This is a genomic window from Ramlibacter sp. (assembly GCF_036676645.1).
Taxonomy (GTDB): domain Bacteria; phylum Pseudomonadota; class Gammaproteobacteria; order Burkholderiales; family Burkholderiaceae_C; genus Ramlibacter.
The window spans coordinates 212,149-227,070 of sequence record NZ_JAKFCM010000016.1; the positions used below are offsets into that span (position 1 = coordinate 212,149).

At 70.5% G+C, this 14,922-nt stretch carries 12 protein-coding genes; all 12 read left to right on the forward strand.

Annotation, left to right across the window (positions count from 1 at the left end):
- The first annotated feature begins 57 nt into the window (after positions 1–57).
- On the forward strand, positions 58–3,933 hold the full coding sequence (locus V6M57_RS03200) for an FAD/FMN-binding oxidoreductase (protein ID WP_332813527.1): 3,876 nt from the start codon (positions 58–60) through the stop codon (positions 3,931–3,933).
- A gap of 131 nt (positions 3,934–4,064) precedes the next feature.
- A complete protein-coding gene (locus tag V6M57_RS03205; protein WP_332813528.1) occupies positions 4,065–5,444 on the forward strand; it encodes a FecR family protein in 1,380 nt (459 codons plus the stop codon).
- Positions 5,445–5,513: 69 nt separating this feature from the next.
- On the forward strand, positions 5,514–7,148 hold the full coding sequence (locus V6M57_RS03210; RefSeq protein WP_332813529.1) for a ShlB/FhaC/HecB family hemolysin secretion/activation protein: 1,635 nt from the start codon (positions 5,514–5,516) through the stop codon (positions 7,146–7,148).
- A gap of 12 nt (positions 7,149–7,160) precedes the next feature.
- Positions 7,161–7,574, forward strand: coding sequence for a DUF971 domain-containing protein (locus V6M57_RS03215; RefSeq protein WP_332813530.1), 414 nt, complete (start codon positions 7,161–7,163; stop codon positions 7,572–7,574).
- 56 nt (positions 7,575–7,630) lie between these two features.
- Positions 7,631–8,362: a bifunctional demethylmenaquinone methyltransferase/2-methoxy-6-polyprenyl-1,4-benzoquinol methylase UbiE gene (ubiE, locus tag V6M57_RS03220; RefSeq protein WP_332813531.1), complete on the forward strand. Its 732-nt coding sequence runs from the start codon at positions 7,631–7,633 to the stop codon at positions 8,360–8,362.
- A gap of 45 nt (positions 8,363–8,407) precedes the next feature.
- Complete coding sequence (locus V6M57_RS03225) at positions 8,408–9,406, forward strand: Tim44 domain-containing protein (protein ID WP_332813546.1); 999 nt, start codon at positions 8,408–8,410, stop codon at positions 9,404–9,406.
- Between the two features lie 117 nt (positions 9,407–9,523).
- Positions 9,524–10,138, forward strand: coding sequence for a hypothetical protein (locus V6M57_RS03230; RefSeq protein WP_332813532.1), 615 nt, complete (start codon positions 9,524–9,526; stop codon positions 10,136–10,138).
- Between the two features lie 5 nt (positions 10,139–10,143).
- Entirely contained in the window at positions 10,144–11,709 is a 1,566-nt protein-coding gene (ubiB, locus tag V6M57_RS03235; protein WP_332813533.1) for a ubiquinone biosynthesis regulatory protein kinase UbiB, read from the forward strand.
- Positions 11,710–11,785: 76 nt separating this feature from the next.
- Positions 11,786–13,246, forward strand: a complete 1,461-nt coding sequence (locus V6M57_RS03240) for a sodium:solute symporter family protein (RefSeq protein WP_332813534.1) — start codon at positions 11,786–11,788, stop codon at positions 13,244–13,246.
- Positions 13,247–13,345: 99 nt separating this feature from the next.
- Complete coding sequence (locus V6M57_RS03245; protein WP_332813535.1) at positions 13,346–13,690, forward strand: FmdB family zinc ribbon protein; 345 nt, start codon at positions 13,346–13,348, stop codon at positions 13,688–13,690.
- A gap of 22 nt (positions 13,691–13,712) precedes the next feature.
- Positions 13,713–14,372: a DUF502 domain-containing protein gene (locus V6M57_RS03250; RefSeq protein ID WP_332813536.1), complete on the forward strand. Its 660-nt coding sequence runs from the start codon at positions 13,713–13,715 to the stop codon at positions 14,370–14,372.
- A gap of 42 nt (positions 14,373–14,414) precedes the next feature.
- Positions 14,415–14,922, forward strand: a 508-nt coding sequence (locus V6M57_RS03255; protein ID WP_332813537.1) for an OB-fold nucleic acid binding domain-containing protein, incomplete at its 3' end; no start/stop codon positions are given.

A 14,922-nucleotide genomic window follows, 5' to 3' on the forward strand; every position in this document is an offset into this window, starting at 1 on the left:
AAGCCAATCGTTCCGGCTGACAGGCACCCCGCCGGCCGCGGGGCACCAACCGCAACGATGAACGCACCCAACAAGCTCGACCAGCTGCTGGCGGCAGCCGCAGGCGACGCGCCGCGCCTGCGCGAGATCCCCTACAACTACACCTCGTTCTCGGACCGCGAGATCGTCATCCGGCTGCTCGGCGCGCGCGCCTGGGAGGTGCTCGACCGGCTGCGCGGCGAGCGCCACACCGGCCGCTCCGCCCGCATGCTGTACGAGGTGCTGGGCGACATCTGGGTGGTGCAGCGCAACCCGTACCTGCAGGACGACCTGCTGGACAACCCCAAGCGCCGGCGCCTGCTGGTGGAGGCGCTGGAACACCGGCTGGCCGAGATCGGCAAGCGCCGCACGCCGGCCGACGACGCCGGCCGCGACGCCCTGGTCGGCGAGTTGCTGGAGTCCGCGCAACGGGCGGTGCGCGCCTTCGACGCGACCTTCCGCGAGACGGCCGAGCTGCGCCGGCTGGTGCACAGGACCCTGCGCCGGCACACCGCCCGCGACAACATCAAGTTCGACGGCCTGTCGCGCGTGTCGCATGTCACCGACGCGACCGACTGGCGCGTCGAGTACCCGTTCGTGGTCCTCACCCCCGACACCGAAGCCGAGATGGCCGGCCTGGTCAGGGGCTGCATCGAGCTGGGACTGACCATCATCCCGCGCGGCGGCGGCACCGGCTACACCGGCGGCGCCGTGCCGCTGACCTGGAAGAGCGCGGTGATCAACACCGAAAAGCTCGAGGCCATGACCGAGGTCGAGCACGTCGCGATCCCGGGCCATTCGCAGCCGGTGCCGACGGTCTGGACCGAGGCCGGCGTGGTCACGCAGCGCGTGTCCGACGCGGCCGAGCGCGCCGGCTACGTGTTCGCGGTGGACCCGACCTCGGCCGAGGCCTCCTGCATCGGCGGCAACGTCGCCATGAACGCGGGCGGCAAGAAGGCGGTGCTGTGGGGCACGGCGCTGGACAACCTGGTGTCCTGGCGCATGGTCACGCCGCAGGCCGAGTGGCTGGAGGTCACCCGGCTGGACCACAACCTGGGCAAGATCCACGACGCGCCGGTCGCCACCTTCGAGCTGCAGTACTTCGCGGCCGACGGCAGGACGCCCCTGCGCCGCGAGACGCTGGCCGTGCCCGGCCCCGCCTTCCGCAAGGAGGGTCTGGGCAAGGACGTCACCGACAAGTTCCTGTCCGGCCTGCCCGGCATCCAGAAGGAGGGCTGCGACGGCCTGGTCACCAGCGCCCGCTGGGTGGTGCACCGCATGCCGGCGCACACCCGCACGGTGTGCCTGGAGTTCTTCGGCAACGCCAAGGATGCGGTGCCCAGCATCGTCGAGATCAAGGACTTCATGTTCGCCGAGAAGGACCGCAGCGGCGTCCTGCTGGCCGGCCTGGAGCACCTGGACGACCGCTACCTGCGGGCGGTGGGCTACACCACCAAGTCGCGCCGCGGCGGCCTGCCCAAGATGGTGCTGGTCGGCGACATCGTGGGCGACGATCCGGATGCGGTGGCGCGCGCCACCTCCGAGGTGGTGCGCATCGCCAACTCGCGCAGCGGCGAAGGCTTCGTGGCGATCAGCCCGGAGGCGCGCAAGAAGTTCTGGCTGGACCGCAAGCGCACCGCGGCCATCAGCCGCCACACCAACGCCTTCAAGATCAACGAGGACGTGGTGATCCCGCTGCCGCGCATGGCGGAGTACACCGACGGCATCGAGCGCATCAACATCGAGCTGTCGCTGCGCAACAAGATCCGGCTGGCCGACGAGCTGGAGGCGTTCTTCCGGCGCGGCAGCCTGCCCCTGGGCAAGCTGGACGACGCCCACGAGATTCCCTCGGCCGAACTGCTGGAGGACCGGGTGGCGCAGGCCCTCGCCCTGATCCAGGCGGTGCGCGCGCAATGGCAGGGCTGGCTGGACGATGTCGACCGGCTGTTCCCGCGGCTGCAGGACCACACCCTGCGCGCCAGCTGGAAGGTGCAGGTCCGCGCGCCGCTGCAGCAGGTCTTCTCCGGCCAGCCGTTCCGGCCGCTGCTGGACGAGGTCGACGCCATCCACCAGCGCGTGCTCAAGGGCCGGGTGTGGGTGGCGCTGCACATGCATGCCGGCGACGGCAACGTGCACACCAACATCCCGGTCAACAGCGACGACTACGTGATGCTGCAGGCCGCGCACGCGGCGGTGAAGCGCATCATGGCGCTGGCGCGCTCGCTGGGCGGCGTGATCTCCGGCGAGCACGGCATCGGCATCACCAAGCTGGAGTTCCTGAGCGACGAGGAGATCGCGCCGTTCGCCGACTACAAGGCCAAGGTCGATCCCGAGGGCCGCTTCAACAAGGGCAAGCTGCTGCGCCCGTCCACCCAGCAGGGCGAGACCTCGGTCTATTCGGACCTGACCAACGCCTACACCCCCAGCTTCGGGCTGATGGGGCACGAGTCGCTGATCATGCAGCAGTCGGACATCGGCGCGATCTCCGACTCCATCAAGGACTGCCTGCGCTGCGGCAAGTGCAAGCCGGTGTGCGCCACCCATGTGCCGCGCGCCAACCTGCTGTACAGCCCGCGCAACAAGATCCTGGCGACCTCGCTGCTGGTGGAGGCCTTCCTGTACGAGGAGCAGACCCGCCGCGGGGTGTCGATCAAGCACTGGCAGGAGTTCGAGGACGTGTCGGACCACTGCACGGTCTGCCACAAGTGCGCCAATCCCTGCCCGGTCAAGATCGACTTCGGCGACGTGTCCATGAACATGCGCAACCTGCTGCGCAAGATGGGCCAGAAGAGCTTCCGGCCGGCCAACGCGGCCGCCATGTTCATGCTCAACGCCACCAACCCGGACACCATCAAGCTGGTGCGCGCCGGCATGGTCGGGGTCGGCTTCAAGGCCCAGCGCCTGGCCAGCGACCTGCTGCGCGGTTTCGCGCGCAAGCAGGTGGCCCTGCCGCCGTCGACCCACGCGCCCGCTCCGATCAAGGAGCAGGTGATCCACTTCGTCAACAAGAAGCTGCCGGGCGGGCTGCCGAAGAAGACGGCGCGGGCGCTGCTGGACATCGAGGACAAGGACTACGTCCCGATCATCCGCAACCCCGGCGGCACCACGGCCGAAACCGAAGCGGTGTTCTACTTCCCGGGCTGCGGCTCCGAGCGCCTGTTCTCGCAGGTGGGCCTGGCGACGCAGGCCATGCTGTGGCACGCCGGCGTGCAGACCGTGCTGCCGCCCGGCTACCTGTGCTGCGGCTATCCGCAGCGCGGCGCCGGCCAGTACGACAAGGCGGAAAAGATCATCACCGACAACCGGGTGCTGTTCCACCGCGTGGCGACCACGCTGAACTACCTGGACATCAAGACCGTGGTGGTCAGCTGCGGCACCTGCTACGACCAGCTGCAGGGCTACGAATTCGACAAGATCTTCCCGGGCAGCCGCATCATCGACATCCACGAGTACCTGCTGGAAAAGGGCATCACGCTGCCGGGCGGCCGCGGCTACCTGTTCCACGATCCCTGCCACACGCCGATGAAGCAGCAGGAGCCGATGAAGACGGTCAAGGCGCTGCTGGGCGAGAACGTGCGCAAGACCGAGCGCTGCTGCGGCGAGTCGGGCACCTTCGGGATCTCCCGGCCGGACATCGCCACCCAGGTGCGCTTCCGCAAGGAGGAGCAGCTGCGCATGGACGAGGCCGCGCTGCGGGCCTCCGGCGCCGTGGGGCCGCAGGACAACATCAAGGTGCTCACCAGCTGCCCGAGCTGCCTGCAGGGCCTGACGCGCTACGGGAACGACCTGCAGAACGGGCTGCTCGAGGCCGACTACATCGTGATCGAGATGGCTCGCCACATCCTGGGCGAGGACTGGCTGCCGCAGTACGTCAAGGCCGCCAACGCCGGCGGCATCGAGCGCGTGCTGGTCTGAGCGGGGGCGGCCACCCGGGCGTGGCATCCGCACGGCGGCAACGCCGCCCGGCCGGCCTGCGCGCGTGACGGGCAGCTCAGCAAGCGGTTAACATCCGGATACAGATTGCGGGCAAGCATCCGGAGGTCGCCATGCGGGGGCAGGACATCGACAAGGCAGTGGCCAGGCTGGCGGCGGGGGCGCTGCTGGCGCTGGGCGCCGGCGCCGTGCTGGCGCAGGCGGCCGGCGAGGTGGAATTCGCGCGCGGCGTCGGTTTCGCGCAGGCGCCCGGCCAGACCCCGCGCACGCTGGGCAAGGGGCTGCCGCTGCAGCAGGGCGACCGCCTCACCACCTCGGAAGGCGCTTCGGCCATCGTGCGGCTGGCCGACGGCACGCGCATGACGGTGCGGCCCAACTCCGAGCTGGTGCTGTCGCGGTACCAGTTCCGGGAGAACGCGCCGGACAACGGCATGCTGCTGCAGATGATCCGCGGCGGCTTCCGCGCGGTGACCGGCCTGATCGCCAAGGGCTCGCCCGACGCCGCCCGGGTGCAGACCAGCACCGCCACCATCGGCATCCGCGGCACCGACTTCGACGCCCGCCTGTGCGCGCGCGACTGCGGCGCCGAATCCAGCAGGGTCGCCGAGAGGGCACGCCCGAACGCCGTGCTGGCCAGCGCCAAGGTCGTGCAGTCGCAGGGCGAGGTGCATGCGGTGGATGCCCACAGCCAGCGCCGCCGGCTGGTCGACGGCGGCAGCATCTATCCGGGCGACGTGATCGAGACCGGCGCCGGCACGCGCGCCGTGATCGCGTTCCGCGACGACACCCGCATCACGCTGGGCTCGTCCACCCGTTTCCGGGTCGACAACTTCGTCTACGACGAGCAGAACGCGGGCGAAGGCCGCTTCCTGGCCTCGGTGCTGCGCGGCACCGTCCGCGCGCTGACCGGCCTGATCGCCAAGGCCAACAACCGCAACGTGGGCTTCGCCACCGCCACCGCCACCATCGGCATCCGCGGCACCGGGCTGGACATCGGCTGCACCGGCGCCTGCGCCGGCGAACCTTTCGTCGGCAGCGACTCGGGGCTGACCCTGTACACCTGGCTGGGCTCGATCGCCGTCACCCCCCAGGGCCAGACCGCGCTGCAGGTGCTGCAGGCCGGCCAGGGCCTGTTCATCTCCCCCAGCGCCGGCATCGTGCCGATCAGCAACCCGCCGGCGATCGAAGGGCCGCGGCCCGACAGCGTGGTGGTGCCGCCCAAGCTGTTCGCGAAGGAAGACGTGTCGGACGCCCAGGAAGGCCTGTTCGTGTTCGTGCGCGACGGCCACATCGAGGTGGCCACCGCCGGCGAAGTGCTGCACCTGGGCAAGGGCGAAGCCGGCTTCGCCGGCGAGAACGGCACCACCGCGCGGCCGGTGAACATCCCGAAGTTCATCGACTTCGACAGCCTGCCGCTGCCCACCAGCAGGAACCCGCTGCTGCAATCGGTGCTGCAGGACAACAACGTGAAGACGAAGAACACCTGCAGCTGACCGCGCAGGGGCAGGAACGCCGCGGCGTCGGTCGCCCGGGCATACGAGGACGAGAGGGGCCACAGGATCATGATCAAGGGCAATTGCGCGCCGGCGCACCGTCGCAGCGGACGGGCCGCACCGGCCGTCCTGGCACTGGCACTGTCGGCGGCGTGCGCCGCATGGGCGCAGGCCCCCGCCGCGGCCGCGCCGCTGGCGCCGGCGCCCGAGCCGGTGTTCGCGATCAAGGGATTCCAGGTCACCGGCGACAACCCGCTCGACCCGGCCGAGACCGGCCGTGTCCTGGCGCCGTTCGTGCGGCCCGACGCCACCCTGTCCAGCCTGCAGCAGGCCACCAGCGCGCTGGAGGCGGCGCTGCGGGCCCGGGGCTACGGCCTGCACCGCGTCGCGCTGCCGGCGCAGGACGTGGGCGACACGGTGCGGCTGGAGGTCGTGACCTTCGCCGTCGGCAAGGTGGCGATCGAAGGCGCCAAGCTCTACGGCGACGACAACATCCGCCGCACGCTGCCCGAACTGCAGGAGGGCCGCACGCCCAATTTCAAGCGGCTGGCGGTGCAGACCGCCATGGCCAACGAGAACCCCAACAAGCAGGTGCAGGTCGGCCTGCGCGAGGCCGACGAGCCGGACCGGATCGACGCCACCATCACCGTCAAGGAGAGCCGGCCCTGGACCTTCGCCGTCAACGCGTCCAACACCGGCTCCGACAGCACCGGCCGCGACCGGCTGACGGTGGCGGGCGGCCACACCAACCTGTTCGACCGCGACCACCAGTTCACCGGCGCCTACACCACCTCGCTGGAGGAGATGTCCGAGGTCAGGCAGCTCGGCCTGGCCTACCGGGTGCCGCTGTACGCGTTCGGCGGCGTGCTCGGGGCCAGCTACACCCGCTCCGACGTGGTCGGCAATTTCGGCGCCTTCACCAGCACCGGTGCCGGCCACACCCTGGGCCTGAACCACACCTGGCACCTGGCGCCCGAGGGCGGTCGCCGTAGCTACGTGGTGCTGGGCCTGGAGGACAAGGTGTTCAAGGCCGCGCGCATCAACGACATCGTGGTGCCCGGCGCGCTGGACCGCCGCAGCCGGCCGCTGGTGCTCGGCTACAACGCCCGCACCGAAACCGACACGGCCGCCTGGGGCTACGACGCGTATCTCGCGGTCAACACCGGCAGCGGGCGCGCCAGCGACCTGGCGTCCTACCGGAGCGAGGATCCGCGCGTCGCCACCACGAACTGGAAGGCGCTGCGCGGCACGTTGCACTACACCGCGCCGGTGGCCGGCCGCTGGCTGGTGTCGGCGCGCGCCCAGTACCAGTACAGCCCCGACGTGCTGATCTCGGGCGAGCAGTTCGGCCTGGGCGGCTCCGGCTCGGTGCGCGGCACGGCCATCGAGCGCCCGGTTTCGGCCGACAAGGGCCTGGCCGGCTCGCTCGAGCTCGGCACGCCCGAGCTGGCCCCCGGGCTGCGCCTGTTCGGCTTCGCGGATGCCGGCTGGCTGTGGAACAACGGCCCCACGGGCGCCACCAAGCCGTCCAGCGACCGGCTGGCCAGCCTGGGCATCGGTGCGCGCTACAGCAACGGCCCGCTGGTCGCGTCGATCGAGTACGGACGGCTGGTCGCAGGCAGCCGCGTGCCGATGGCGGCCAACGCGTCGTCCCCGCAGCAGGGCGATGACAAGCTGTACGTGAACGTCGGCCTGCGCTTCTGATCCAATCGCCCCATGGCAGGCCTGAAACCCGGCGCCCCGGCGCCCCAGTCGATCACGGTGCACGGGCAGTCGCGCGTGCTGGAAGTCGGTTTTTCCGACGGCGCGGTGTTCCGCATCCCGTTCGAGCTCATGCGCATCTACTCGCCCTCCGCCGAGGTCCAGGGCCACGGCGCGGGGCAGGAGGTGCTGCAGACCGGCAAGCGCGAGGTCGAGCTGCTCGGGCTGGAGCCGATCGGCAACTACGCCGTGCAGCCGCGCTTCTCGGACGGCCACGACAGCGGCATCTACTCCTGGGAGTACCTGTACTTCCTGGGTTCGCAGCAGGAGCAGTTGTGGGCCGAGTACGAGCGCCGGCTGGCGGCGGCCGGCGTCGACCGCGACGCGCCCATGGTGACGCGCGGCGGCCACGGCCGCGGCCACCGCTGACGCCCGGGCGGGGCATCCGCGCTCGCGCGCGGCGCGATTGCCCCTAACATCGGGGCATGGGCAGCACGCATTTCGGCTTCGAATCGGTCGAGGAACGCGACAAGGCACGGCGGGTGCGCGGCGTGTTCGACTCGGTCGCGCACCGCTACGACCTGATGAACGACCTGATGTCGTTCGGCCTGCACCGCGCCTGGAAGGCCTACACGATGCTGGTGGCCAACGTGCAGCCGGGCCAGCAGGTGCTCGACATCGCCGGCGGCACCGGCGACCTGGCACGGGCCTTCGCCCGCAAGGTCGGGCCCGGCGGCCGGGTGGTCCACACCGACATCAACGAGGCCATGCTGCGCACCGGCCGCGACCGGCTGCTGGACGAGGGCGTGGTCCTGCCCACGTTGGTGTGCGATGCCGAGAAGCTGCCATTCGCCGACGGCCGCTTCGACCTGGTCAGCGTGGCCTTCGGGCTGCGCAACATGACGCGCAAGGACGCGGCCCTGGCCGAGATGGCCCGGGTGCTCAAGCCCGGCGGCAAGCTGCTGGTGCTGGAGTTCTCGCAGGTGGCGCAGCCGCTGGCCCGCGCCTACGACTGGTATTCGTTCCAGGTGCTGCCGCGGCTGGGGCAACTGGTGGCGGGGGATTCGGCCAGCTACCGTTACCTGGCCGAGTCCATCCGGATGCACCCCGGCCAGGAGGAACTCAAGGGGCTGATGAAGAAAGCCGGATTCGGGCACGTGGACTATCACAACCTGACCGCCGGCGTCGTCGCCCTGCATGTTGGAATCAAGTGCTGAACCCCCATCTGCCCCTGGACACCCGCAACTGATCAGGAAGGATCGATCATGAAGCTGTCGACTGCCGTACTCGTGGGCGTGCTGGCGCTGTCCACCAGCCTGGAAGCCGACGCCCGCCGCCTGGGCGGCGGCGGCTCCTTCGGCCGCCAGTCCCCCAACGTCACCCAGCGCGAGGCTCCGCCGCGCCAGGCCCCCGCGCAGAACACCACCAGCCAGCAGCAGGCCGGCCAGCAGCCGGCCCCGGCCAACCAGGCCGCCGCCCGGCCGGGCACCCCGAACACGGCGGCGGCCGCGCCGTCGCGCTTCGGCGGCATCCTGGGCGGGCTGGCCGCCGGCCTCGGGCTGGCCTGGCTGGCCCATGCGCTGGGCTTCGGGCCGGCGCTCGCGCAGTTCATGCTGTTCGCGCTGCTGGCGCTGCTCGTCATGGTGGCGGTCGGTTTCGTGATGCGCCGTCGCGGCGCAGCCCCGGCGGGGCGGACCGCGGGCTGGCAGGGTGGCCCCGAACTGGCGACCGCGCCGCGCCAGTACAGCCCCGACAAGGTCGGCAACGACGCCTCGGCGCGGCCGTGGGAGCGCGGCAGCATGGCCTTCGATGCCGGCCGGTCCACCGGCGGCGTGCAGATCGGCTCGGCCCTGGGCGGCTCGCAGAACTGGGGCGTGCCGGCCGGCTTCGATGCCGAGGGCTTCGTCAACGCGGCCAAGCGCAACTTCCTGACGCTGCAGGACGCCTGGGACCGCTCGGACATCGCCACGCTGCGCTCCATGATGTCCGACGAGATGCTCGCCGAGATCCGCCAGCAGCTGGCCGAGCGCGAGAAGCAGGCGGGCGGCCAGCCGAACAAGACAGAGGTCGTGATGCTGCAGGCGCAGCTGCTGGGTATCGAGGAACTGGCCGACGCCTACATGGCGAGCGTCGAGTTCTCCGGGATGATCCGCGAGCAGCCCTCCGCCGGCCCCAGCCCGTTCCGCGAGGTCTGGAACATGACCAAGCCGCGCAACGGCGGCAGCGGGTGGCTGGTGGCCGGGGTGCAGGCGCTGCAGTAATGCATGACGAATGACGGATGACGAATGACAGAGGGGTCCGACGGCCCCTTCGTCATCCGTCATCACGGCAGTGACTCGCGGTGTGGCCGCGAGTTACTGCCGCGATAATCCGGGGCCATGCCCACACGGTCCCCCTTTCCCTTCGTGGACAGCCTGCTGGATGCGGTCAGCCAGCGGCTGGCGCCGCCGCCCTGGGCGGTGCACGAGGCGCAGCGGCGCCTCGTGCTGCTGCTCAACCACGTGCTGATGCAGGAGCCGCAGGCCATGGAGCGGCTGCGCCGGCAGGTCGGCCGCACCCTCGAGGGGCGCTGGCGCGTGTTCACCGTCCGGCTGGTCGCCACCCCCGCCGGCCTGCTCGACCTGGCGGCTCCCGCGGCGGCGCCCGACCTCACGCTCACGGTCACCGACGACTCCCCCTGGCGGCTGACCCAGGCTGCCCTGCGCGGCGAGAAGCCGCCGGTGCGCATCGAGGGCGACGTGCAGTTCGCCGCCGAGGTCAACTGGCTGGTCGACCATGTGCGCTGGGACCTGGAAGAGGACCTGTCGCGCCTGATCGGTGATGCGCCGGCCCATGCCGTGGGGCGGGGCGCCCGTGCCATGGCGGAGGCGCTGCGCCGCTTCGTGCCGCCGCGCACCGGCGACGACCCGGCGGCGCCCGCGCCCACGGCTGCGCCGCCGGCCGCAGGCGCGCCCGGCCGCCCGCCGGGACCGGGTGGCCCGGCGCTGCGGTGACCGGCATGACGCGCTACCTGCGCGGCGCCTACATCATCTGGGTGGCGCTGCGGTACGGGCTGGACGAGCTCGTCCTCAGCAGCTTCCAGCGTCCCTGGCTGCACCGGCTGGCGCGCATCGTCAGCTTCGGCCGCCGCCTGCATGCGCCGCGCGGCCAGCGCCTGCGCGAGGCACTCGAGCGGCTGGGCCCCATCTTCGTCAAGTTCGGCCAGGTGCTCTCGACCCGGCGCGACCTGCTCCCCGGGGACGTGGCCGACGAACTGGCGCGCCTGCAGGACCGGGTGCCGCCGTTCGACCCGGCCATCGCCATCGCCACCATTGAGCGCGCGTTTCGCCGGCCGGTGGGCACGATCTTCGCCAGCTTCGAGCGCGAGCCGGTGGCCAGCGCCTCGATCGCCCAGGTGCATTTCGCCACCCTGGTCGACCGCGAGGGGTGCACGCGCGAGGTCGCGGTCAAGGTGCTGCGCCCCGGCATGCTGCCGGTGATCGAGAACGACCTGGCGCTGATGCGGATGATGGCCGGCTGGGTGGAGCGCCTGTCGTACGACGCCAAGCGCCTGAAGCCGCGCGAGGTGGTCGCCGAGTTCGACAAGTACCTGCACGACGAACTGGACCTGCTGCGCGAAGCGGCCAATGCCGCGCAGCTGCGCCGCAACATGGACGGCCTGGACCTGGTGCTGATCCCCGAGATGATCTGGGACTGGTGCCACTCCGAGGTGATCGTGATGGAGCGCATGTACGGCGTGCCGATCAGCCAGGCCGAACGGCTGGTCCAGGCGGGCGTCGACCTGCGGCGGCTGGCGCGGGACGGCGTCACCATCTTCTTCACCCAGGTGTTCCGCGACGGCTTCTTCCACGCCGACATGCACCCGGGCAACATCCAGGTCAGCCTGGACCCGGCCACCTTCGGGCGCTACATCTCGCTGGATTTCGGGATCATCGGCACCCTCACCGAGTTCGACAAGGAATACCTGGCGCAGAACTTCAACGCCTTCTTCCGGCGCGACTACAAGCGGGTGGCCGAGCTGCACATCGAATCGGGCTGGGTGCCGCCGGGCACCCGCGTCGACGAGCTGGAGTCGGCGATCCGGGCCGTCTGCGAACCCTACTTCGACCGCCCGCTCAAGGAGATCTCGCTGGGCATGGTGCTGATGCGGCTGTTCCAGACCTCGCGCCGCTTCCAGGTCGAGATCCAGCCGCAGCTGGTGCTGCTGCAGAAGACGCTGCTGAACATCGAGGGGCTGGGCCGCCAGCTCGACCCCGAGCTGGACCTGTGGGCCACGGCCAAGCCGTTCCTGGAGCGCTGGATGCTGGAGCAGGTCGGACCGCAGCGGCTGCTGGACGAACTGCGCGACCAGGCGCCGCGCTACGCCAAGATGTTCCCCGAGCTGCCGCGGCTGATCTACGACTACCTGCGCAAGCGGCCCGACGGCCACGGGCGCGGACTGGAGGCGCTGCTGGAGGAGCAGCGGCGCACCAACCGGCTGTTGCAGGCTTTCCTGTACGGCGGCATCGGTTTCACGCTCGGCCTGCTGGCGATGCAGGTGCTGGTCCGGGGCCACTTGTTTTAGCGCGACCGTTGACCATAATGCCGGCCCAGGTCGCACAGACGGCCGCACCGCCACCGAAAGACACCCCGGAGACCCCATGCTGATCACCTTCGTCGTGCTCTACCTGCTGCTGTCCGTCGCCATCGGGCTGCTGGCCGCCCGGCGCGTCCAGAACACCGCCGACTACGCACTGGCCGGGCGCAAGCTGCCGCTGGCGATCGTGGTCGCCACCACCTTCGCCACCTGGTTCGGCTCGGAGACGGTGCTGGGAGTGCCGGCGCGTTTCGTCTCGGGCAACCTGGGCGAAGTGGTGGAGGACCCGTTCGGTGCCTCCATGTGCCTGATCCTGGTGGGCCTGTTCTTCGCCTACAAGCTGTACCAGCGCAACCTGATCACGCTGGGCGACTACTACCGCCAGCGCTTCGGCCGGCTGATCGAGGTGCTGTGCTCGATCATGATCATCATCAGCTACCTGGGCTGGGTGGCGGCGCAGATCACGGCGCTGGGGCTGGTGTTCCACGTGCTGCTGCCCGACACGGTGTCGGTGGCCGGGGGCATGGCGATCGGCACGGCCATCGTGCTGGTCTACACCCTGTTCGGCGGCATGTGGTCGGTGGCCCTGACCGACTTCATGCAGATGATCGTGATCGCCGCCGGGCTGCTGGCGATCGCCTGGTTCGCCGCCGAGCTGGCCGGCGGCGCCGGCGCCGTGTTCGAGTACGCGGCCAGCAACGGCAAGTTCCGGTTCTTCCCCGAGGACGGCGACGCGAAGACCTGGACCTTCTTCTTCGCCGCCGCCATCACCATGATGCTCGGCTCGATCCCGCAGCAGGACGTGTTCCAGCGGGTGATGTCGGCCAAGGACGCGAAGACGGCCAAGCGCGGCCCCATCATCGGCGGCTCGCTGTACCTGCTGTTCGCCTTCGTGCCGATGTTCGTGGTGACGGCCGCCGTCATGGTGCTGGGCGCGGACGGCGCGAAGCTGCTGGCCGACGACCCGCAGAAGGTGCTGCCCACGCTGGTGATGCAGAAGATGCCGGTGCTGCTGCAGGTGGCGTTCTTCGGCGCGCTGCTCTCGGCCGTGATGTCCACCGCCTCGGCCACGCTGCTGGCCCCGGCCACCACCTTCGTGGAGAACATCCTGCGCAACATCGTGCCCGGCATGGGCGACCAGGCCACGCTCAAGGCGATGCGCCTGTCGGTGCTGGCCTTCACCGCGATCGTGCTGACCTATTCGATCGTGATGCAGGGGACCTCGATCTACGACCTGGTGTCCGGCGCCTACCAGGTGCCGCTGGTCGGTGCGTTCGTGCCGCTGGTGATGGGCCTGTACTGGCGACGGGCCACCACCCAGGGCGCGCTGTTCTCGGTGACGGCGGGCCTGGGCACCTGGTTGTTCTTCGTGGTCAGCCCGCCGCTGGCCGAGCAGTTCCCGCAGCAGCTGGCCGGCCTGGTCGCGGCATTCGCCGGCATGGTCTTCGGCTCGCTGGCGCCGCAGTGGATCGCCAACCACAAGGGCCACGTCCACCACTTCGAGGCGCGCGACGCGGCGGCCTGAGCGCAGCGGCGCGGGGCAGGGCGGCGGGGGTTGAGATCCGGGCCCCCGCCTATAATTGAAGGCTTTGCCGCCCCTTGCGTGCGCGGCCCACTTGCTGCCATGCCCATCTACGCCTACCGATGCGGGTCCTGCGGCCATGCCAAGGACGTCCTGCAGAAACTCTCCGATGCCCCGCTGACCACCTGCCCGGCCTGCGGCGCCGCGACGTTCACCAAGCAACTGACCGCCGCCGGCTTCCAGCTCAAGGGCACCGGCTGGTACGCCACCGACTTCCGCGGCAACGGCAACGGGGCCAAGGCGCCGGCCGGCGAAGGCGGCGGCGGGGGCGGCTCGAAGCCGGGCGAGAAGCCTTCCGAAACCAAATCCTCCGACAGCGTCGCGGCCAAGTCCGAACCCCCGGCCGCGTCCGCCGGCGGCTGCGGCAGTGCCTGCGGCTGCCACTGATCCCCCACCCGCCAGGACCGCGATGGCCGCCCTCCGCCGTTGGCTGTTCGCCGGCCTGCTCGTCCTGGCCCCGCTGGGGATCACGCTGTGGGTGCTGCAGTGGATCATCGGCACGCTTGACCAGACGCTGCTGATCCTGCCCGACGCCTGGCAGCCCGACCGGCTGCTGGGCCACCGGATTCCCGGCCTGGGCGTGCTGCTCGCGCTGGCCATCCTGCTGGCGGTCGGCGCCGTCACCAGCAACATCGTCGGCCGCAAGGTCATCGAGTGGAGCGATGCCCTGCTGCACCGCATCCCGGTGGTGCGCTCGATCTACTCCAGCGTCAAGCAGGTCTCCGACACGCTGTTCTCGCCCTCGGGCAATGCGTTCCGCACCGCGGTGCTGGTCGAGTGGCCGCGGCCGGGGGTCTGGACCATCGCCCTCATCACCGGCACGCCGGGCGGCGACGTCGCCAACCACCTGCACGACGATTTCGTCAGCGTCTATGTCCCGACCACGCCCAACCCCACGGGCGGATACTTCGTGCTGCTGCCCCGCAAGGACTGCATCGAGCTGAAGATGAGCGTGGACGAGGCGCTGCGCTACGTGATCTCCATGGGCGTCGTGGCGCCCCCCGCGTCTGCGGCGACGGCCGCTGCCGCCGTCGGCGCCGTGCCGCCCGCGCTTCCCGACGCCCGCTAGCGCGCTGCCGCCGCGGCGCGCCCTTTCCCAAGGTTGCTCCCCATGTCATCACAACAAATGCGCACCACCTATTGCGGCCTCGTCGACGAGTCGCAGCTTGGCCAGACCGTCACCCTGTGCGGCTGGGTGAACCGCCGGCGCGACCACGGCGGCGTGATCTTCGTGGACCTGCGCGACCGCGAGGGCTATGTCCAGGTCGTCTGCGACCCCGACCGCCCGGAGATGTTCAGGGCCGCGGAGGGCCTGCGCAACGAGTTCTGCGTGCAGGTCAGGGGGCTGGTGCGCGAGCGCCCGGCCGGCACCACCAACGACAGCCTGCGCAGCGGCAAGGTGGAGGTGCTGTGCCATGAACTGGCGGTGCTCAACCCGTCCGTCACCCCGCCGTTCCAGCTGGACGACGAGAACCTGTCGGAGACCACCCGCCTGATGCACCGCGTGCTGGACCTGCGCCGGCCGTACATGCAGAAGAACCTGATGCTGCGCTACAAGGTGACGATGGAGGTGCGCAAGTTCCTCGACGCCAACGGCTTCATCGACATCGAGACGCCGA